The sequence below is a fragment of the Anaerobacillus sp. QJM3NY_32 genome (assembly GCF_056173645.1).
The window spans coordinates 1,074,083-1,093,994 of record NZ_CM149684.1; the positions used below are offsets into that span (position 1 = coordinate 1,074,083).

Consider the following 19,912-nt stretch of genomic DNA (forward strand, 5'->3'; position numbering starts at 1 on the left):
TAGAAAACGAGTGGATAAGATGGAAGCGACCATCACGTTATTTATTTATGAAGGATCGGGATAACATGGATATTCAACTAAACAAAAATCGAATCAAAGAAATGTGTGGGGATCTCTCTTTCAAAAAAGGGGAGGCTTATTACCGTTCAAATAAAGTATCCTTTCAAAGTGATCAATCTGATCAATGTGAGGCCACCGTTCATGGAACAGAAGATTTTTTCGTATCGGTAATCAAGGATCAAGATGGCCAGCTTCAAACGGAATGCAGCTGCCCTTCCCTTGCAACTTTCCAAAAAGACTGTCAGCACATTGCGGCTGTTCTCATTGCGATCCAACAGCTTCAGCAAGAACAAGAGGAAAACAAGACTCATAATAGAGAGCTTACAGAAGACTTTATGACGCTGTTTACGAAGGATGGTTCTAAAAAGAGTGGCCATCAACGCTATTTTGAAAAAAGAAAGATGCTTGATGCGGTATTTACATGTAAACCTGTTTCGCTAAACGATCAGGATGTGCTTGGGATAGAAGTAGCGATTGAACAAACAAAAGTGCCTGGCATTCGCGACTTTCTTTCTCATGTGAAACAGGGGAAGCCTAGTGAAATCTCCGCGAACTTTACATATGATACAAATCTTCACTGTTTTTCAATTGAAGCAGATGCGATTCTTCATCACCTTATCCGAGTCGCTAGTGATGAGGAGGCCTTTCTAGAATCAGCGCCATACACATCCACAGACCACACGTCGAGAGACACGTTGATCATCTCGCCATCTTCGTGGATCAGCCTGATCCCTTTGTTAACAAAGGCACCAGACGTTAAGCTCCAGCATAACGGTCGTTTCTTTGAGCGTCTCAACGTGATCGACGGCTCACCACCGATCCGGTTTATCGTAGATGAGTCGGATGCGGACAGTTGCCAAGTCACGATTAAAGGACTCGAACGCATGACCATTTTGAATGCGTATCAATCGATGATCTATCATGGAACGGTCTTTCAATTAGAAGAGAGAGATTTTCATCGAATCGTTGAATTGAAGCAGATGCTCCCGTCACCCGGGACAAATTCTATTCCCATTCCTTACACACAGATTGATCATTTTCTTGAAAAAGTTGTACCTGATTTGAAACGAATGGGAAATGTAGAACTTTCGAGAGCCTTCCGTGAAAAATTTATGAAAACACCGTTAAAGGCGAGACTTTACTTAGATCGCATTAGAAATCGTCTGCTAGCAGGGCTTGAATTTCAGTATGAAGAAGTAGTGATTCAGCCGTTAGAGAATCGCGATGTGCCGGGTTCAACGATCATTCGAGATGTTGAGAAGGAAGAAGAAATTCTTGCGATGATGGAAGAGAGCGGATTTTCCAAAACGGACGGTGGCTATTTGATGCAAAATGAAGAACTTGAGTATGAATTTCTCTACCATACCGTTCCAAAGCTTCAATCGCTGCTACAGTTATATGCGACGACTGCTGTTCGAAATCGTCTTGTTCAAAAACCAACTTATCCTAAAATCAACGTGAAGGTGAAGAAGCGAGAACGAACAAATTGGTTAGAATTTAAATTTGAAATGGACGGCATATCCGACAATCAAATTAAAGAAATCCTAGCTGCATTAGAAGAAAAGCGGAAATACTATCGTCTTAGAAGTGGATCACTCTTATCGCTTGAAACGAAAGAAATGGAAGACATTCATCATTTCTTAACGACCGTTCCTCCTCAAGAACAACTGGAACCGTATTTTTCGCTCCCCGTTACGAAAGGCGCAAATTTGATGGATGCGATTGAGCAGAAGAACATTTTTCAAGCAGACAAATCGTTTCGTGAATTTCTCGATTCCATGCGGCATCCGAGTAAATTGGAATTTGAAGTACCGCCCGAATTAGAAGGGGTTTTACGTGATTATCAAATTCAAGGATATGAGTGGATGAAAACACTTGCGAGCTATGGATTTGGCGGGGTACTCGCAGATGATATGGGACTCGGAAAAACGCTGCAGAGCATCACCTTTATCGTATCTGAGCTTACAGCCATTCGTGAACAGAAAAAGCCTGTTCTTATCGTCTGTCCATCATCTCTTACGTATAACTGGTACAATGAAATGAAAAAATTTGCTCCAGTGCTTCAAACGCTGATCATTGACGGCAATCAATCAACACGTGACAAGCTTCAGCAAACGGTCGAAGGAATGGACGTTATCATCACGTCTTATCCGTTACTTCGTCGCGATGTGAAATGGTATGAAACGAAATCCTTCCACACCGTCTTTTTTGATGAAGCACAGGCATTCAAAAACCCTTCAACTCAAACCGCCCGTGCGGTAAAGAAAATCAACGCCGATCATCGCTTTGGACTCACGGGTACGCCTGTTGAAAATGCGATTGAAGAGCTCTGGTCGATTTATCACGTTGTTTTCCCTGACCTTTTCAAGGGGATAAAAGCTTACGGTAACTTAACGAAAAAAACGATCGCGAGAAGAGTGCGACCGTTCTTACTTCGAAGAATGAAAGAGGATGTTTTAGCAGAGCTACCGGATAAGCTCGAATCTCTAGAGTTAACAGATTTATTACCAGAGCAAAAGAAACTATACGCCGCTTTCCTTGCGAAGTTAAAAACCGATACGCTCAAACACCTTGATCGAGATACGATTAGTAAGAATCGCATCAAAATCTTAGCTGGCTTAACAAGACTGCGCCAAATTTGTTGTCACCCCGCCTTGTTCGTTGATGGATATAAGGGGAGCTCTGCTAAATTCGAGCAGCTGCTTCAAATTGTCGAAGAATCAAGGCGTTCTGGTCGGAGAATATTAATTTTCTCTCAGTTCACGAAAATGCTTCAAATCATTGGGAGGGAGCTAGCCGCTCGTGGACAAAACTTTTTCTATCTTGATGGGGAGACGCCATCTATGGAAAGAGTGGAGAAGTGCAATCGGTTTAACAACGGCGAACGAGATGTTTTTTTGATTTCTTTAAAAGCTGGTGGCACAGGACTGAACCTAACTGGAGCGGATACGGTTGTGCTTTACGATCTTTGGTGGAATCCAGCCGTTGAAGAGCAAGCGGCAGATCGTACGCACCGTATTGGCCAGGAGAAAGTTGTCAACGTCATGAAGCTAGTAGCCCGCGGCACGATAGAAGAAAAGATGAACGACCTTCAGGAGAAAAAACGCGAGCTCATCGGGGAGATCATAGATTCAGACGAAAAGGCCAACACAAACTTAACGGAAGAAGATATACGAGAAATATTGATGGATGTATAAATGGAATAAAGGTAACATGCTAAATCCTCGCGTACGATGCGGGGATTTTTTTAATAAGATGAGAAATGAAAAATCTACCAATTGGCAACGCGTTCAAATTCAAAAAAGCATTCATTGTATTTTCATTATCCAGGTTTTAGGTTGGTTGTGATAGGGAAGAAAGACGTAAATGCAAGATGGAGGTAAGGGACATGAGCGAAGTAGCGATCAAACAAAGCATAAAGTGTAACACTGAATATACGAGTATAAAAAAGGTATTAGTCGTAAAACCATCCTTTATGAAAATAACTGAAATTATAAATGAAACGCAAAAGCATTATGAAAGAAGTAACATTAACGTTCCTAAAGCATTACAGCAGCACAGTGAATTTGTTCACGTTCTTAAAGATCACGATGTTAATGTTCATGAACTTGAGGCGAACCCCGATCTTCCCGAGCAAGTCTTTACGCGGGACATTGGGTTTACCATTGGTCAAGAGCTATTCGTCGCTTCAATGAGTGAACAAGTTCGCCAGCAAGAAACAAATACATTAAAAACATGGCTGAAGGAAAGCTCGATCACTTATCAAGAAGGATTGCCACTCTCAATGGAAGGGGGCGATGTTGTCATTGATAGGTCGACCGTTTACGTTGGGGAAAGTGGACGAACGTCTAACTTAGCCATTCAAGAACTACAAAAGCGCCTACCTGATTATCAAATTGAACCGCTAACGTTAAAGGATGATATTCTTCATCTAGATTGTGTGTTCAACATCATTAGTGAAAAGGTTGCGCTCGTCTATCCGCACGCTTTTACTAGTGAGGATTTAAAGAAGTTAAATGCTCGTTTTCATTTGATTTACGTGTCAAAAGAAGAACAGTTTTATATGGGCCCAAATGTTCTTTCGATCGGTCAAGGTAAAGTCGTTAGCCTCTCGCAAAACAAACGTTTAAATCGCGTATTGGAGTCTGAAGGCTTTACCGTACTACCTGTAGACTTCTCTGAAATCATTAAATCAGGAGGTTCGTTTCGGTGCTGTACTCTTCCACTTAAACGAGGTTAAGTCACATAACAAGCTTCGTTTTTAAAGTGAAGTTTTTATTCAAAGGAGAGAAACCCATGCTAAAAACAGAAAGTCGCTTCTTGTTAACAAAGGAGGATATTGAGAATCGTAAAGATCTTCCAGAATGGCTCTTAACAGAATATAAGACGTTCAGTGAGTTAGTTACAGATCCAACATTTCCTTGTTTTTTCGGTAGAACAGCTCAACTTAAAGGGGAGCTGCGCTATTCTTACATTGAACACGATGATTGGGCCAACTTGCCTGACGCGGTGGAAAGCTTTCTTAGCTTATTTCGTGAACCTACGAAAATAAGACATGGATTATTTATTTTTGTAGAGCCGGAAAGGGAAGAAAAGTCGATTGACTACTATCGTTCTTACTTCTGGGACATTCTACAGTATCTACATAACCAGGATCGTTTTCCATGGCCAAGTGAAGCACCAAAGGATCCCGAGCACTTTTTATGGGATTTTCACTTCGCGGGAGAGCCGATCTTTACTTTTGGAAACGCACCTGCCTATAAACAACGCAAAACGCGTAACCTTGGCAACAGCCTGATCTTAGGATTTCAGCCTAGAACGATTTTTCAAGGATTGGAAGGAACCGAAAAAGGCGGCATCATGTCGCGTGACAAAGTGCGTGCGCGTGTAGAGAAATGGGATAACCTTCCGAAGCATCCGGATATTAGCCACTTCGGAGATCCTAACCATAATGAATGGAAACAGTCGTTTATCGGGGATGACATAGAGCCAATCGTCGGAAAATGCCCTTTCCTTCATAAAAATAGTTAAGTTGAATTCTAGATGAATATGAAATAAGTAACCTTAACGACACATGAGCCGGCTCATGTGTCGTTTTATTAATAACCTATCATTCTTTTGGATTCCCACGTGGAATAATATGTTAAAATGAAACGTAATAAATCCAGCGGTATTAAGAAAAGAGATGTAAATAATGTAAGGGTTACCAAAGTGAATATAAAGCTCCTGGAAATGGATTGACTATTTTGCGGTTTCATTTGGGAGGTACTCAGATGAAGGGTCAAAAGAAAGAGAAGAATAGTTTCTTTAAAATTCAGAATGAGTATAGACAAAAAATAAGGAAGAAACAGGATGAACCTTCACCGGTAGCGGAAATGAAAAACATCCTACTAATCTTATTTACTTTGCTTTTTATGAAATTTTTATATTTATGGATGTAAGCAGAGTAATGAATCGAAACACAGCATTAAGATATGAATAGGTGTTCGATTGAATACGAAAATATGGATTTAATCAATGTTCTTTAAAAGAATGTGTTCCTGAAAAAATACGTTACATCGTCATAGAATGGGGGGCTAATTATTGAATTCTTTAAAAATACCACAGTTAGAAACGGAACGCTTGATTCTACGAAAAATCACCGAGGGTGATCTTCAAACTATTTATCAATACGGCTCCAATCCCAATGTATCACAGCATGTAAGCTGGGAAACGCATCAATCTATAGAGGATACGAAAGGCTTCGTTGAGATGATCCTTGAGGGTTATCGTCAAGAAACCAAAGCACTATGGGGCATGGAGCTAAAATCTTCTGGTCAGCTTGTCGGTACGATCGATTTTGTAACCATTGAGAGTAAACATCGAAAAGCAGAAATAGGCTATGTACTTGCTGAAGATTGTTGGGGTAAAGGATATATGACTGAAGCGGCTAAGCAAATCATAGCTTATGGATTTCATGTATTAGAATTAGAGCGAATTCAGGCCAGATGTTTTGTCGCGAACGAAGGATCGGCTAGAGTGATGGAAAAGGCGGGCATGACGTTTGAAGGCATTATGAGAAAAGCGATGTTTGCGAAGGGGAAGTTTCATGACTTTAAGATGTATTCAATTCTTTCGGATGAATTCAATCGAAGAGCAAAAACGTCTCAAATAAATTCACTACAATAATTAATTTAATAGACGAGGTGATTTCAGGTGAATGCCTCTACAATTGTAAGTCTTGTCATTCTATTTGCTGTATACATATGGGTTAGTGAGTATTATTTTAAAAGGCGTCTTGGTATTAAAGACCAAACGAAGTGGATGATGTCTAAGGATCGCAATAAAGTTGCCATGGTCATTGATCTAGTATTAGTTGTTCTATTCATTTATTGTAATTTTGATTGGAATGTGGGACCTAATAGCGAAAACTATCCTGTTATGATGAAAATCAGCCCTATTTTTGCGTTGTTTTTTCTACACAATATGAATCAAGGAATCGAGGAACTTCTTAAAAATCGCTCTGGAAAATCGTATTACCATTATTGGTTAGGCTCTTTGATGAGCGTTCTATCTTTTTTGATTTTGTGTATAGATCAATATTCATAACCTATTCTCACTACATAATAAAATTAAATATGAAAAGTGGTGAACAAAGTGAAAGGCAAATGTCTCATTCTGTTAACAATTTTCTTGGCCTCTTGCTCTAATCCATCCTCATTATCAAATCTACCTGATGGGATTCTAGCTGGAACGAGCGAAAATTGGACTGTTCAATACGATCTCCGTGAAGAGAATGGAGAAGAGTTTAGAGGAATAATGCTAGAATATATTGGCGATGGTGAAATTCCTTCTACAAATATTACATATGCTTTTAGTGGTGAAACAGCTTACGATGTTGATTGGCAGAAAACCGGAGAAGTAGAAATGAATAACTCTAAGATCGAGATTGAAGATACATTAGGCTGTGCCTACCCCTGTGATGAGCTTCAGCTCGACAAGGGAATCCATACAGTCATCGAGTGGGACGGTCAAATGGAAGAGTTCGTTTTAAAAGGGAACAAGTAACGCCATTATAGAGACATGAAAAAAGGTTGAGCATTATACTCAGCCTTTTTGTTTACGGAAAAGCGAAACGATTCTAAGGTGAACTTCGTATAGTTAGTAAGGGAATACGGAACTTCTTTGTGAGAGGGAGAGGATGATAACAATCGAATTAAGAACAGGATCGCTAAAAGGATGTGAGAGTTGAATGGGGATGGGAGGTTTGTCCATTGCGGTAGTGGCGTTTCTATTCACCGTACTTGGCGCTTTAGTCGTCTTTTCTTTAATCAAATGGATTGTGAAAAAATAGTTGGCTCCATTCATGATCTTAGAGAATTCATTGAGCCAAACGTATGGAGTAGCGCTGATTGAGAAGTCGATCGGGAAGCAGCATTAACTGTATTGAGGTGATAACTTGAAGCGAATCTTCTTTTTTATCTTTGAAATTGCTGTGTTTGTTTTAATCCTCTGGTCAAATATTCAAGAAGGTATTAAGTTCGATGATTTTACTGGCGTCTTTGTAAATGTAGTTGGCATTGTAGGAGTATTTGTTTGTATAGGTGGGATTGTGAGTGAACTACGGAAAATAAGAACGAGCGAATGAAAGTATTCCTTCATTAATTTGTTAGTGCAATCATACATATCCAAACCATGTTTCAACTCTATCAAAAGGGGCGAATGGAATGATGTTTATAACGTTAACACGCTTAGGAAAAGCCAATTTTGCAGCAGGTGTTTTCTTTATCATCGCTGGGGTTATTTTGTTAGCAATAAAGCTAATTGAAGGCAGTGCGAAAGAGGACCAATCGATGATCGTAGCCTCCATATCTCTAGGACTAGCGCTGTTTTTCTTATCACTTCTTTCTAGAAAGAACCAACAGGAATAAACCGATAAGAGAGGGCTAGGGAAAAGTTGAAAGATAGTTATGAATTCTATGTTCATGTTTTGTTACTTTAAGATTTGAGGGTGATGTAGTGGAAACGTTTTTCCCGAAGGTCATCATAGTGATGACGGTTGCTGGATTTGCACTTTATTTCATAAATAAAGCCCTAAGAAAATGGCTTAAGGTTGAAAAGAAACAAATCTTCTCGTATAACCATGTGAATGAACTACATAAGAAATGGGATTGGGGCATTCGGATTAGTTTTATCGTTTTATTGATCATTAGTTTTGTCGTTCATATTTATCGAGGTTTTCATGATCCTATTTGGTACCTACAAACACATATTCTTTTGTTTGTTTTTATTATTGCGTCGGAAGCTGTTCGAGTCATTATGGAGAAGAAGTATGCAGCTAATAAAAATGATTATATTTTCACATCGATTCAATTGGCGCTCATCATTATCTTCTTAACATCAATGTTTTCAACAAACTTTTTTGGGATTATTTGATGAAAAGGATACCCGATATATGACTAGACTGGAGGGGATCTACTGGGTAGTAAAGCAGCTTTCATTGAAAACATAAAAAGAAAAATCGTTGCTGGATCGTTCACGATTCTTCTGTTATCAAGTATTTATTTCATTGTTTCTGCGGTTCTTATAGACGCTACGCTAAGTAGCGGTCTCGCAGAGCTTCAAGAAGATACGGCGTATATATACATCATTCTGTTCTATGGAGTCTTTTTTTACGGAGTGCCGGTTTCGCTAATAAGTGATTCGTTGGCTAAGTCGATTGCAATCACAACTCGTCAAAAGGATATATATATGACGACTATTCTGCACTTGCTAGCTGGCTCTATAGTAGGCTTAGGTAGCCTCATTCCTGCCGTAACGTTTTTGGTTATCGATCGATTATTAATAAGGAAACCTATCCACTTTCGGTTTGGTGCAATCATGTTCATTTCCTTATGTGCGATGACATATATGATCGATGTCAGCATTAAGGAAGTGTTTGGACTTAGCTGAATGATAGGTGAAGGAATGGTTTCTCTCAAATGAGTCAAAATCGAGAAACAACTTAGGGTGTGAATTTTCATAAGACGTAAGGGGATGGCATATGACGAAACGTTTATTACTCTTCCTTCTGATTGCATTACTAACTGCTTGCAGTGGGGAATTGAACGGTGAGGAAGCGCCTAAACCAAAAGTGGAAGTGTGGAATCTTGATAAACAAGCGAAAACTGAAATAGCGCACAGCGCAAAAACGGTGTGCTGGAATGACTGTGTCATGGTAACAAAAGCTAATAATGAATCACAGAAAAACCCCGAAATTGTCGATATCGGCAAGCAATCCATAGGCATCAGTTTTGACGAGATGGAGCCAGCGCCATCTACGATCAATCTCATAAATGAAACGACGGGCGAACATATTAAATTGGATTCAAATAATATTACCATTAGCCCTTCGACTAATGGTGAAACAGTCTATCGTCTTCATTTCTTCTGGAATGGGAAAGGCGGTAAGTCTTTAGGAGAATCAACTTATCGGTTTGGTGTAAAAACGAGTAATGATTACCAGGTGAAGTAAAGGTTGGCTAGTAAAAGAAATAAGGTATTGCAACAAATAAATGCGATTAAGCAAAGGGGAAGAGAATGTCTATGGTATCAGCATGCTTAGGCTGTCAATTGGCAAACAAAATCGAATCGGTACATGTTGTATACGAAGATGATGATGTTTGTTGCTTTTTAGATATTGAGCCGTTTAACGAGGGTCATACGTTAATTGTACCTAAGAAACACGTTTTAGATGTGGAAGAGTTAGACATGAAAACAGCCAATGCGATCATGCTTGCTTCAATGAAAATTTCCCGAGCAATCAAAGCACTTTACGCGCCTGATGGAATCACAGTTTGCCAAAATGGCGGGACTTTCAACGATTTGAGTCATTACCATATGCATGTGATCCCGAGATATGAAGGACAAGCTTTCTATCATGAAGAAGAGAGCGAGAATGGTAAAGAAAAAGCTAGCTTAGGAGTCACGAAAGAGAAGTTAATGAAACAAATGGAAATGATGTCGTAAAGTGAAAAGTTGGTTTTTCATTAGAAGAACTTAAATGGCACTCCTGTGAAATGATTGAATTTAATTGTTTGTTTTGAAATAATTGGAATTGTATATTAATGAAAAATTTTGTTCAAACCATTGCTACGGATAGGAGGGAAATTCCTGAAAACAGAAAGATGTTATCTCCGCTTATTTTCGGAGAGAGATTATGAGTCTGTTAAAAAGCTTTATGAGAACGAGGATGTGCGAAAATACTTAGGTGGAACGGTGGAGGAAGAGGCGTTTAAGCATCACTTCACACATATGCTTCACGCAAAGAAGGGCCGCTACTGGGCGATCTTTCTAAATGACAGTCATGCATTTATCGGTTTTGCTTTTCTTGATTCTTATCATGATGGTGCTCGTACAGAGGTCGGATATCAGTTTCTACCACAGTACTGGCGGAACGGTTATGCGAGCGAGGTCGTTACTCGTGTGATCAAGCATGGATTTAGTGAATGGCAGCTACAAGAAATCGTCGCTGAGACACAAACGCGAAATATGGCGTCATGTAAGCTTTTGCGAAAAGTGGGTATGACGTGTGAAGCCCAATTGAAGCGATTTGGTGAAGAACAATCGGTGTTTAAACTCTTCAATCCTACCGCGAGCTAGATACATAGTGTGAAATCACTGCAATAGAGGAGCTTGCGAAATGAAATGGAATAGAAAAATGGTTACACTGAGCGTGGTTACTTGTTTGATGCTAGCTGCGTGTGGAAATAATTCAGCCGGTGAGCAAGCCGAGTCGAATGGCTCGAATGAAATGGTTAATAGTTCGAGTGAAGAATCCGACACTTCGATGAATGAAGAAGCAAGCACCGAAACGAGCGATGAAGCTTCTACTGATGAAGAAGGAACGGAAGAAGGCGAAGCAACATCTGATGATCCGAGTGACGAGGGTACAGAAGAGAATACGAATGATCATACAGAAGGTGATTCTAAGGAGGAGACTTCAGAATCGAGCGAGGTCACTATTACTTCTGGTACTTCGGCTGTCGATTATTTGAAGCGTGAATTAGAAGCTGATGAAACACAAAACATTGATTTTGCAGATATCGTTTTTAGAGAGATGGGACCGATTCAAACAGATGACGGGGGACCTTATTATACTGTGCAACTTACTTCCAAATCCCTTAAGGAAAAGGGTGGTTCTGGAACGGTAGGGTTGTACAAAGTGTATGAAGATGGAACATATGAATTGAACTGATCAGTCGTTTGATTTCTAACACGATGAAATTTCTAAGGAAGAGCTTTTCCGGGACGAGGAGAAGCTCTTGTTTTATAATCACAAGCATTTGTACGGAGGAGGATGAACAGTTAGTGAATCGAAATATTCTCATATGGGATCTCATTTGCTACGTTGTATTTCCGATTGGCATTTGGCACCTGTCTCGAGACATCATTGGTGACTACTATGCTATGCTTATATCAACTATCCCTGGGTTGATATATAGTATCATCCGCTTTATTCTACTGAAGAAAATAAACTTTTTTGGGATTTTTCTCATTGTGACGTTAGCAACGAGTACGTTAGTTGACGTTCTTTCCGGGTCTGCCATTCAAATGCTTTGGAATCACGTGGTCTATTCTTATGTAATCGCATTGATTATGATCATTAGTATTTTGATCAATCGACCTATTTATTTATTGTTTACAGTCGATATTATGGAGCTCCAAGGAAGGAGCCGTCGCATTCTAAAACAGGAGTTTTACCAGAAGAAAATCTTAACGATATTTAAGCTCATCACTTTTGGTTTTGCGTGTAAGGATATCATCGTAGCGTCGATTAATGTTTGGCTAATCTTGCAATATGGGGTAGATTCTTTTGATAAAGGTATTCTTCTGAAACAAATAGTCGGTTGGGGGATTACGCTTATCTCCGTCTACGGGTTTTTCCATATTGCCAAATTACTACAATACAAAAGCAACAAAGAATTGGAACAAACGTTATAGCAAAATTGTATGAGAGAAGGCTTCGTAACAAAGGGGTAAGAAGAGAAAGGCGGCTAAACAGTGTACTGGTTTATAGCACTATTTGATGAGAAGACGGAACAGCAGGTGAAAGACATATGGAATGACCTGAGTGAGCAATCCATTTCTTTCTACGCAGAGGAAGTGAAGGATGGTAGACCGCATATTACATTAGGAAGCTATGAAAGCTTAGATAAAAAGAAGTTCATAGACGAAGTGGATGATTATTATAATGAAAAAGGTGGTTTTGAGATTACGTTTAATACAATCGGATCTTTCCTAGATTATGGAGCGATCTTTCTAACGCCTACAGTGACGCAGGAATTGCTTACGTTTCATGCGGATCATTATCAAAACCTTGGCGAATTCAATGAAACAGCTAACTCTTTATATTTACCTGGAAAGTGGATTCCTCACTGTACGTTAGCTAATGATCTTTCTCATGAAGATTTAGCGAAGGTCTATCACTACTGTATTGAACGGAATGATACGATCTATGGCAGAATCGAAGAAGTGGCACTGATCGAATTGGTTGAGGAAGATGAGGACGGAATGAACGCGCCGATTATTTACTCAAAAAGGTTAAAATGATAGGCTTCTATGAAAATCATAAGAAAAAGCAGGTCACACTAAATTGATGTGCACCTGCTTTTTCTTATGTATTTTCTTGTCCGCTTATTTCATGACCTTGCTCTTTGGAAACCAGAAAAGGAACGAGCATTGGAATAATTAACACAAGCACGAGCAAGCGAATGACCTGCATGGCAGCGACGATGCTGGCATCTAAGTCAAGAGATGCTGCAACAGAAGACATTTGCGGTGCGCCAGCTGGAACGATCGCGAGTAGACTTGTAATGAAATCGAGCGGTGTCATGAGATAGAACACAAACGTTACGACAAATGTTAAGAAAAAGAATGAGAGAAGAATCCAAACACTTGTCCACCCAATTTCTTTGATTTCCTTTAAAGCTTTGCGATCAAATCGCACTCCGATGATGACGCCTAGCATCGCCATCCCCAAACCTACAAGGAGATTCGGCATGGTTGGAAGCGGTTGGATAAACGTGTGAAAGAGAAATCCAATGATAATGGCGTATAGAAAAGGGGCGATCGGAATGCGCCATTTCTTTGCGAGGAAAAGGGTGATTCCAATTAACAAAAGGTAGAAAAGACTGGCGAGTCCTATCGGCATATTCACTTGAGATGTGGCTTTCATCGCAGCACCCTGTACTTCATCTGTTGATAGAAAGGAAGACATAAAACCAGCGACGAGCGGGATAGTTGAGACGAGCATCATGATGCGAACCGTTTGAAAGGCAGCAACCATACCTAGGTTCGCCTTGTATTCGCGGCTCAGAGCCATCATGACCGATGCACCGGCTGGTAAACAGCAGAATAGCGCTGTTTTTGAATCAAGATTTGAATAGTTATTTAGAATTTTTCCTAAAACCCAGCTTGCAATTAATAAGATGATCATTGAGACGGCTAGAGGGAGTAGGTAACTTGCGACCTCCTGAAACATTTTCGCTTTAATACTTAAGCTGATGCTGACACCGATCACGGCTAACGAGAGGTCAAACAATAAATTCGGATATGCCATATCATCAATCATAAGTCGATAGAAGGCTCCAACAAGCATTGCACCTAGTAACCATCCAGCTGGAATGTTGATAAGATCAAAGAGATACCCAACGGTAAAAGCTATGAAGAGTAGTAGTCCTTTTTTCATTCAAACAGCACCTTCAAAAAACAATATCGTTGTATGTCGAGAAGACCAGATCGTAACAGTCTTTCTCTTGAATCGAGAACAGTGATTTTCATCAGTGTAGCATATCTTCATTAGCATATTCATGCGATACGGCTCGCTTTAAATGTTCACAAAATGTTCACTTACGAGCGCGAATTGAAATGACTATACTTGTCACTATGCTAGAAAGAAAGGATGAGTTGTTTTGCCAGAAACGAAAAAAGAAGGTTTTTATTTTGGATTAATGATGTGTTTTGGAATGGTATGTGTGATGACATTCTATAACTTATCTACGAATGGATTATTGAGAGAAATGGCTCTTATAGAATTGCTGATGAGTCTATTGCTTGGCTATATTATCGCTTTGTCATTTGAATTTATTGTGGTAGCTCCCATTGCGAAGAAAATTACGTTTCGTTTGCCTTTTAACAAATCTCATAAATGGAAGGTCATTTTAATTCTTTCAACTTGTATGGTTATCGGTATGGTATTCTTTATGTCTTTTTACGGATTAATAATGTCATATGCTAATATCGGATCTATGGAGCATTCCTTCCTAAGAGAGTATGTTTCGTTATTTATGAAGAATGTCATTGTAGCCTTCCCGTTACAGCTCCTTATTATGGGCCCACTCGTTCGGTGGTTGTTCGTGAAGTATGTAAAAACGAATAAACCAATGAGTGCTAGAGCGCAGTAATGGAATAAGTAGCGGTGAATTTGGTTTATTGGGGAAGTGAACAACTTCGTAAAGAAAAAAGGATGCGCTTCTGGAGTAACGGGTTATGTTTTAAGGTGAAAATCATCATTTATAAGCTATTTTAGAACAGAAAATAACTCTAATAAAAGTCTCACAATTATATCCTTAAAATAACTCTTGAAAAATCACCGTTAGGTGGTTTTTTGCGTCTAATAATGAATTAAGTACCTTAAAAAACCTAGGAGGATTTACTGCATAAAAGTATAGCTTGTTTTATAATAAAAGCAACTAGTTTATAACTATAGGAGGAGAGGCAATTGCAATCGATTACGTATGAAGATTCATTCCAATTCATCGAATTTTTCGAAGCAAACATCCAAGTCTTTACAGATACGCTACTAAAAGAAGCTGTCAACGTTAAAGATAAGATCTATGAAATACTAAGAGTAGGCAATATCGATCTTGTTACTAATGCTCAAACACTCGTAGTTTATATCATTGAAGAGAATGATCAGGACCTTCATGCATTTGCGGAACAAGAAGGAATTGCCTGGGCAACACATTCCCTTGCTATCTCTTTTAAATTAGAGTGGGTACAAGCTATACGTCGAACACTGTGGATGTTTTTTCAAAAATATACCGAGGAAAGTAATGATAAGGGTTTTAATTTCTTTGAAATGGAAAAACAAATTAACAACCGAGTAGACTACTTTTTGAATTCCTTTTTCATAAGTTATACGAAATATAAAGATTCGCTTATAAAGGCTCAGAGAGAACTAGTTGAAAATCTTTCAGTACCAATTATTCCAATAAACCACTCAGTAAGCATTCTCCCTTTAATAGGAGCAATTGACGCTCAACGAACCGAAATACTTGAGGATAAGGTATTATCCGTAATAAGCGAAATGCGTATCCAAACTTTGATTATGGACTTGTCCGGAGTTGCAGAAATAAGGCGTGAAGAGGTTTACCGATTGATTCAAATCATTGATGGCGCCTCACTAATGGGGTGTAACACTGTCATAACCGGATTAAGGAAGGAAGTTGTAAGGAAAGTAACGGCGCTTGGCATTAAATTAGGTGAAGAAATCAAAACGTTAGGTACGTTACAGCAGGCATTAGGGAAATATTTTATTGCTTAATGATGCTTACCTGTGTTTATAGATACTATGATAATAAATTAAAAGACGGACCCAAAAGAACGATCCGCCAATTATATATCTAGTTATTCTGTTTTTTAAAGCAACCGTTCGTAATATAAAGTTAGCCAGACTTTTCTGGTTAACTTTTTTATATGTTCTTACTATAGCGGTGGTGGGGGCTGAACGTTGCGCATCTGAGGCTCTATTCCCGTTAGGTAAACAGTTCACTCCCTACTTGTACATACATAAGGCTTAAAATCCAAGCTCCCTTTAACTAACCTTCGAGTTAATCGAAGAAAAGAAGTTTCTCTCTTTTTACATTTCACCATATAATTTCCATATTATCCATTCATTATCTACCGAAATTGAAGTCGTTTTCAAGTACTAATTCTGAAGCGTACAATGGATGTCTAAATGATATTCTAAAAATGGTTGAAAGATACAACCAAAACAGCAACACCAAGGAAAAGTAAAGAGTCTGATTTAGCTATCAAATCAGACTCTAGAACAGTATATATTTGTTTATTTGCAGCTCTAAACAGAACCTGTTATGGCTGCAGGGCATCCTTTTCTAGTTGGTTAGTTGAATCGTTAGATGGAGAAATTTAAAATTCTTCATAAGTAGCTGGATCTTGATCATTCAATCGTCCATTTGGTTTCGTTAATTCAGCCATCATCGCCATTTCTGTTTCATTTAAAGAAAAGTCAAAGATAGAGAGGTTCTCAAGCTGACGTTCTGGAGAAGAAGATTTAGGAATCGGGATGGATCCTAATTGATAATGCCAGCGTAAAATCACCTGAGAGACTGATTTGTTATGTTGATTTGCAATTTGACTGATCGTTTCATTTTCTAAAATGTCAGTCACTCGAGCTAGCGGACTCCAGGATTGTGTTTTGATGTTGTTTTGTTGATGAAATCTTCTCTGATCTTCCTGGTTGAAGAAGGGGTGTAGTTCGATTTGATTGATGCTTGGCTTTACGCCGGTTTCCTTTTCCAATTGTTCTAGATGCTCCGGAAGGAAATTACATACGCCAATCGAGCGAATGAGTCCCCATTTCTTAGCGTCAATTAATGCTTGCCAAGCTTCTGGATAAAGACCTTGTTTAGGGTTCGGCCAGTGAATGAGGTACAAATCATAATAATCCAGGTTGGCTCTATATAACGACTCTTGAATGGCTGTAACAGCTTTCTTATATTCTTGATAGCGACCTGGTAATTTAGAAGTGACGCGCAGTTCATTTCTAGGAACTGTACTTCGACGAATGGCTTCGCCTACGGTTCCTTCGTTTTCGTAATTGTAAGCTGTATCGATGAGGCGATAGCCAACGTCAATCGCACTATTAATAGCGGTTGCCCCTTCATTTCCATTTAGCAAGTAAGTACCGAAACCGATAGCGGGTAGTGTAAGACCATCATTCAATGTTAGTTCTGGGATTGATTCCTTCAACAAAGATCATTCCTTTCAATAATACTTAACTTTTTTATCTCACTTTAAATCTACCACTTCCTAAAAAATGCAAACATATGTAAGCGTATTAACAGTGAATTTATTTGTGAAGGGAGATGAAATCAATTAAATTTATCAAAAAAAGCTTATTGGCCAGTTGTGACCAGATAAGCATTTTTTTAATGTAGCGTCATGAGAGGCTGTCTCATCAAGTGAAATTGGCGATTTGTTCGTAACACTCCGTACGTGTTTGGGGAGGATTGATGCCTCTTCGGATGATTTCGCTCGTTAACATTTCAATAAAAGCTTCATCTAATTGAAGAGTATACGCATCACAAAATGCAATTAGTAAATCCTTAGTTGATAAGAGTCGCAATCTATTCGCCCTCCCTGTTGTATTTGGTTTTGTTTAAACGGTTATTGAATAGCGCTGCTTAATTTTGACGTTTGGCATAATCAAAATAATGAAGCAGAACCTTTTTCCCTTTTAGCCGTTTTTCCAAATAAGAGATAAACAAGGAGGTAGTGGATGGCTCATAGAAGTTATTCCGATGAACGTTAATTTCATGAATGGCTGATTGGTCAGAACGTTTTGGACGATAAGCTCGATCAGACGTCATCGCAATGAAGCTATCGATGACTCGAAGAATCGAAACAGATCGAGGAATTTGTTCATATTGTAATTGATAAGGATAGCCAGTACCATCGCTATTCTCATGATGATTTAGTATAAGAGACGGCTCAATATCAATCTCTGGAAAATCATTAAGTAGCTCTATTCCAAACTCTGGATGCCGCTCGACATACTCTTTCTCATAAAGGGTTAGTGGGCTCTTTTTTTGAAGAATTTCTGTTGGGACAAGTAGTTTACCGATGTCATGTAGCAAAACAGACTCAAGAAAGCGCCGTTTCAACAGTGATCGGAAATTGTAATGCAAACAGAAATCAATAAAGTAGCTCGTAGTTTGTACTGAATGGAGAAAGCTATGAGGGTCGTGACGTCTTAGGAGTTCCATCATTCGCAGTGTGTGTGATGAAAATAAATTAGCGTGCCCGTACAATGTACACTTTTCCATGTTCATTCTCCTTTTTAAGGAGCCGGTTGCACTACTTGCTCCCTATCACTCAAGTGCCCAGGCTAGAATGATAGTTCATCGCATTCTCTTTTTTTGTGGTTCTCTTACTGAGGTATCTTGACATAAGGATATACTTATATAATAAATACCATAAAAAGGTGAATTTGTTAACTGTTTTCTTTGATTTTTCAGTTTTTTTATTTGGAATGCCAATGAAAGGAGGTTGGGAAATGAATTCTGACGTACTAATTGTTGGCTCAGGTCCTACGGGTCTTGTATTAGCACTCCACCTAGCGAAATATGGAGTTTCATTTCGGATCATCGAGAAAAATGAGGGACCCGGAGAAGCATCGCGTGCGCTAATTGTACACGCTAGAACCCTAGAATTTTATAACCAAATGGGCTTCGCAGAAGAAGTCATCCACCGGGGGATTAAAGTGAAGTCTATCCAATTTCGAGAAGGAATGAAAGCAAAAGCCAACATCAATTTTCACGATCTTGGAAAAGGATTAAGTCCTTTCCCATTTGCCCTAAGCTATCCGCAAGATGATCACGAGCAGCTGCTAATTAACAAATTAGCCGACGAAGGCGTTGAGGTAGAATGGAAGACAGAGTTGGTTTCATTTATGGATGAAGGGGACCATGTTCAAGCTGTTATTAAAAAAGATAATAAGGAAGAGCGGAGTGAGTTTTCATATATATGCGGGTGTGATGGGGCACACAGTACCGTTCGAAGAGAACTTGCTTTTGATTTTCCAGGTGGAACGTATGAGGAACGTTTTTTTGTGGCGGATGTTAAAGCGAACACTGGCCAGTTATCTGAAAGTAGTTTAAATGTGTATTTAGATTCTGACACCTTTTACCTGTTCATGCCAGTTAGAAGCACGGGAATGGAGCGGATTATTGGAATAGTTCCTCGCCATTTAACCGATCAAAGCTCAGTTGCGTTCAAGGATTTCCAGTCGCTGATCGAGCAGAGAACAGGCATAACGATTCAGCATGTGAACTGGTTCCAAACGTACAAAGTTCATCATCGCGTTAGCAGTCATTTTAGAAAAGGACGTGCCTTTATTGCCGGAGATGCTGGGCACATTCATAGCCCGGCTGGCGGACAGGGCATGAACACCGGTATCGGGGACGCGGTGAACTTAGCGTGGAAGCTAGCCGCAGTGCTGCTTCAGAAAGCGGATGAAGCTATTCTTGATACGTTTGAAAAGGAGCGCATTGGCTTTGCGAGAACGCTAATCGATACAACAGATCGAGCATTTACTTCTATTATAGGCGATCACATGACGAGCAGATTACTGCGCAAAATCGTTATACCGAACGTGGCTCCATTTGCGCTTCGTTCCTTTTCAATTGCTCGAAAAGCAGCCTTTAGAAGGCTTTCTCAAATCAACATTCATTATCGCGAAAGTCATCTTAGTGATGGTACAGCGGGGGAAGTTCATGGTGGAGATCGCCTGCCATGGATTCAAACAAATTCATGCCATAATTATGGAGCGCTTAAGTCAATGGATTGGCAGCTTCACGTATATGGTCAGGCAAATGAAGCCGTTAAGGATTTTGCCAGGGTATCTGGATATGCTCTATATGAGTTTAGCTTTGAAAAAGCAATGACGAAAAAAGGATTGCAGGAAAATGCGCTGTACCTGATCCGTCCGGATGGTTATGTAGCCTTAGCGGATAGTGAACAGAAAGTGGAAAGATTGAAGCAGTACGTATCAAAATTCAATATTTTATCTTTATATAAGGAGACTTAA

At 39.4% G+C, this 19,912-nt stretch carries 24 protein-coding genes and 1 riboswitch; of the genes, 20 read left to right on the forward strand and 4 right to left on the reverse strand.

Annotated features, from left to right (window positions below; translation table 11 throughout):
• Positions 1–65 precede the first annotated feature (65 nt).
• The 17 genes from AC0VYH_RS05795 (at position 66) to AC0VYH_RS05875 (ending at position 12,630) form a co-directional block, all read left to right on the forward strand.
• Entirely contained in the window at positions 66–3,257 is a 3,192-nt protein-coding gene (locus AC0VYH_RS05795) for an SNF2 helicase associated domain-containing protein (protein ID WP_475373425.1), read from the forward strand.
• 191 nt (positions 3,258–3,448) lie between these two features.
• Positions 3,449–4,300 carry a dimethylarginine dimethylaminohydrolase family protein gene (locus AC0VYH_RS05800; protein WP_475373426.1) on the forward strand — a complete coding sequence of 284 codons (852 nt, stop codon included), beginning with the start codon at positions 3,449–3,451 and terminating at the stop codon, positions 4,298–4,300.
• Between the two features lie 56 nt (positions 4,301–4,356).
• The gene (locus tag AC0VYH_RS05805; RefSeq protein WP_283152737.1) at positions 4,357–5,091 is read left to right on the forward strand and encodes a YqcI/YcgG family protein; all 735 of its coding nucleotides are present in this window, start codon (positions 4,357–4,359) and stop codon (positions 5,089–5,091) included.
• A gap of 242 nt (positions 5,092–5,333) precedes the next feature.
• Positions 5,334–5,501 (forward strand): hypothetical protein, encoded by a 168-nt coding sequence (locus AC0VYH_RS05810; protein WP_475366833.1) that lies wholly within the window; start codon positions 5,334–5,336, stop codon positions 5,499–5,501.
• A 142-nt stretch (positions 5,502–5,643) separates the two neighbouring features.
• A complete protein-coding gene (locus AC0VYH_RS05815; RefSeq protein WP_475366834.1) occupies positions 5,644–6,228 on the forward strand; it encodes a GNAT family N-acetyltransferase in 585 nt (194 codons plus the stop codon).
• Positions 6,229–6,255: 27 nt separating this feature from the next.
• The gene (locus tag AC0VYH_RS05820) at positions 6,256–6,648 is read left to right on the forward strand and encodes a DUF4181 domain-containing protein (protein WP_475366835.1); all 393 of its coding nucleotides are present in this window, start codon (positions 6,256–6,258) and stop codon (positions 6,646–6,648) included.
• 48 nt (positions 6,649–6,696) lie between these two features.
• The gene (locus tag AC0VYH_RS05825; RefSeq protein ID WP_430244502.1) at positions 6,697–7,107 is read left to right on the forward strand and encodes a hypothetical protein; all 411 of its coding nucleotides are present in this window, start codon (positions 6,697–6,699) and stop codon (positions 7,105–7,107) included.
• A 391-nt stretch (positions 7,108–7,498) separates the two neighbouring features.
• Positions 7,499–7,687 (forward strand): hypothetical protein, encoded by a 189-nt coding sequence (locus AC0VYH_RS05830; RefSeq protein ID WP_430244500.1) that lies wholly within the window; start codon positions 7,499–7,501, stop codon positions 7,685–7,687.
• 79 nt (positions 7,688–7,766) lie between these two features.
• Positions 7,767–7,970: a hypothetical protein gene (locus AC0VYH_RS05835; RefSeq protein ID WP_475366836.1), complete on the forward strand. Its 204-nt coding sequence runs from the start codon at positions 7,767–7,769 to the stop codon at positions 7,968–7,970.
• Between the two features lie 88 nt (positions 7,971–8,058).
• A complete protein-coding gene (locus AC0VYH_RS05840) occupies positions 8,059–8,475 on the forward strand; it encodes a DUF4181 domain-containing protein (protein WP_475366837.1) in 417 nt (138 codons plus the stop codon).
• Between the two features lie 315 nt (positions 8,476–8,790).
• Entirely contained in the window at positions 8,791–8,991 is a 201-nt protein-coding gene (locus tag AC0VYH_RS05845; protein WP_475366838.1) for a hypothetical protein, read from the forward strand.
• A 91-nt stretch (positions 8,992–9,082) separates the two neighbouring features.
• Entirely contained in the window at positions 9,083–9,553 is a 471-nt protein-coding gene (locus AC0VYH_RS05850; RefSeq protein ID WP_430244496.1) for a hypothetical protein, read from the forward strand.
• A gap of 65 nt (positions 9,554–9,618) precedes the next feature.
• Positions 9,619–10,047 carry an HIT family protein gene (locus tag AC0VYH_RS05855; protein WP_475366839.1) on the forward strand — a complete coding sequence of 143 codons (429 nt, stop codon included), beginning with the start codon at positions 9,619–9,621 and terminating at the stop codon, positions 10,045–10,047.
• Positions 10,048–10,167: 120 nt separating this feature from the next.
• Complete coding sequence (locus AC0VYH_RS05860) at positions 10,168–10,680, forward strand: GNAT family N-acetyltransferase (RefSeq protein WP_475366840.1); 513 nt, start codon at positions 10,168–10,170, stop codon at positions 10,678–10,680.
• 40 nt (positions 10,681–10,720) lie between these two features.
• Positions 10,721–11,275 (forward strand): hypothetical protein, encoded by a 555-nt coding sequence (locus AC0VYH_RS05865; RefSeq protein ID WP_475366841.1) that lies wholly within the window; start codon positions 10,721–10,723, stop codon positions 11,273–11,275.
• Between the two features lie 113 nt (positions 11,276–11,388).
• Positions 11,389–12,021, forward strand: coding sequence for a VC0807 family protein (locus tag AC0VYH_RS05870; RefSeq protein WP_475366842.1), 633 nt, complete (start codon positions 11,389–11,391; stop codon positions 12,019–12,021).
• Positions 12,022–12,081: 60 nt separating this feature from the next.
• Complete coding sequence (locus AC0VYH_RS05875; RefSeq protein ID WP_430244484.1) at positions 12,082–12,630, forward strand: 2'-5' RNA ligase family protein; 549 nt, start codon at positions 12,082–12,084, stop codon at positions 12,628–12,630.
• A gap of 64 nt (positions 12,631–12,694) precedes the next feature.
• Here AC0VYH_RS05875 and AC0VYH_RS05880 read toward each other — a convergent pair whose 3' ends face one another.
• A complete protein-coding gene (locus AC0VYH_RS05880) occupies positions 12,695–13,768 on the reverse strand; it encodes an AbrB family transcriptional regulator (RefSeq protein WP_475366843.1) in 1,074 nt (357 codons plus the stop codon).
• Between the two features lie 223 nt (positions 13,769–13,991).
• Here AC0VYH_RS05880 and AC0VYH_RS05885 point away from each other — a divergent pair, with 223 nt between their 5' ends.
• Positions 13,992–14,483: a DUF2798 domain-containing protein gene (locus tag AC0VYH_RS05885; RefSeq protein ID WP_475366844.1), complete on the forward strand. Its 492-nt coding sequence runs from the start codon at positions 13,992–13,994 to the stop codon at positions 14,481–14,483.
• 317 nt (positions 14,484–14,800) lie between these two features.
• The gene (locus AC0VYH_RS05890; RefSeq protein ID WP_475373427.1) at positions 14,801–15,625 is read left to right on the forward strand and encodes an STAS domain-containing protein; all 825 of its coding nucleotides are present in this window, start codon (positions 14,801–14,803) and stop codon (positions 15,623–15,625) included.
• Between the two features lie 605 nt (positions 15,626–16,230).
• On the opposite strand, the gene AC0VYH_RS05895 is transcribed toward AC0VYH_RS05890, so the two are convergent.
• From AC0VYH_RS05895 to AC0VYH_RS05905, 3 genes are all read right to left on the reverse strand, one after another.
• Complete coding sequence (locus tag AC0VYH_RS05895; RefSeq protein WP_194220660.1) at positions 16,231–17,073, reverse strand: aldo/keto reductase; 843 nt, start codon at positions 17,071–17,073, stop codon at positions 16,231–16,233.
• Between the two features lie 208 nt (positions 17,074–17,281).
• Positions 17,282–17,449: a sporulation histidine kinase inhibitor Sda gene (gene sda / locus AC0VYH_RS05900; RefSeq protein ID WP_430244475.1), complete on the reverse strand. Its 168-nt coding sequence runs from the start codon at positions 17,447–17,449 to the stop codon at positions 17,282–17,284.
• A 58-nt stretch (positions 17,450–17,507) separates the two neighbouring features.
• The gene (locus tag AC0VYH_RS05905; RefSeq protein ID WP_430244473.1) at positions 17,508–18,149 is read right to left on the reverse strand and encodes an HD-GYP domain-containing protein; all 642 of its coding nucleotides are present in this window, start codon (positions 18,147–18,149) and stop codon (positions 17,508–17,510) included.
• Positions 18,150–18,160: 11 nt separating this feature from the next.
• Positions 18,161–18,244: riboswitch (cyclic di-GMP riboswitch) on the reverse strand.
• A 135-nt stretch (positions 18,245–18,379) separates the two neighbouring features.
• On the opposite strand from AC0VYH_RS05905, the gene AC0VYH_RS05910 reads away from it, so the two are divergent.
• A complete protein-coding gene (locus tag AC0VYH_RS05910) occupies positions 18,380–19,912 on the forward strand; it encodes an FAD-dependent monooxygenase (protein ID WP_475373428.1) in 1,533 nt (510 codons plus the stop codon).

Bases quoted from the DNA above. Each gene is read 5' to 3' on its own strand.
- AC0VYH_RS05795 (WP_475373425.1), top strand. From the start codon at position 66: ATGGATATTCAACTAAACAAAAATCGAATCAAAGAAATGTGTGGGGAT.
- AC0VYH_RS05800 (WP_475373426.1), top strand. From the start codon at position 3,449: ATGAGCGAAGTAGCGATCAAACAAAGCATAAAGTGTAACACTGAATAT.
- AC0VYH_RS05805 (WP_283152737.1), top strand. From the start codon at position 4,357: ATGCTAAAAACAGAAAGTCGCTTCTTGTTAACAAAGGAGGATATTGAG.
- AC0VYH_RS05810 (WP_475366833.1), top strand. From the start codon at position 5,334: ATGAAGGGTCAAAAGAAAGAGAAGAATAGTTTCTTTAAAATTCAGAAT.
- AC0VYH_RS05835 (WP_475366836.1), top strand. From the start codon at position 7,767: ATGATGTTTATAACGTTAACACGCTTAGGAAAAGCCAATTTTGCAGCA.
- AC0VYH_RS05845 (WP_475366838.1), top strand. From the start codon at position 8,791: ATGACGACTATTCTGCACTTGCTAGCTGGCTCTATAGTAGGCTTAGGT.
- AC0VYH_RS05850 (WP_430244496.1), top strand. From the start codon at position 9,083: ATGACGAAACGTTTATTACTCTTCCTTCTGATTGCATTACTAACTGCT.
- AC0VYH_RS05855 (WP_475366839.1), top strand. From the start codon at position 9,619: ATGTCTATGGTATCAGCATGCTTAGGCTGTCAATTGGCAAACAAAATC.
- AC0VYH_RS05865 (WP_475366841.1), top strand. From the start codon at position 10,721: ATGAAATGGAATAGAAAAATGGTTACACTGAGCGTGGTTACTTGTTTG.
- AC0VYH_RS05880 (WP_475366843.1), bottom strand. From the start codon at position 13,768: ATGAAAAAAGGACTACTACTCTTCATAGCTTTTACCGTTGGGTATCTC.
- AC0VYH_RS05905 (WP_430244473.1), bottom strand. From the start codon at position 18,149: ATGGAAAAGTGTACATTGTACGGGCACGCTAATTTATTTTCATCACAC.
- AC0VYH_RS05910 (WP_475373428.1), top strand. From the start codon at position 18,380: ATGAATTCTGACGTACTAATTGTTGGCTCAGGTCCTACGGGTCTTGTA.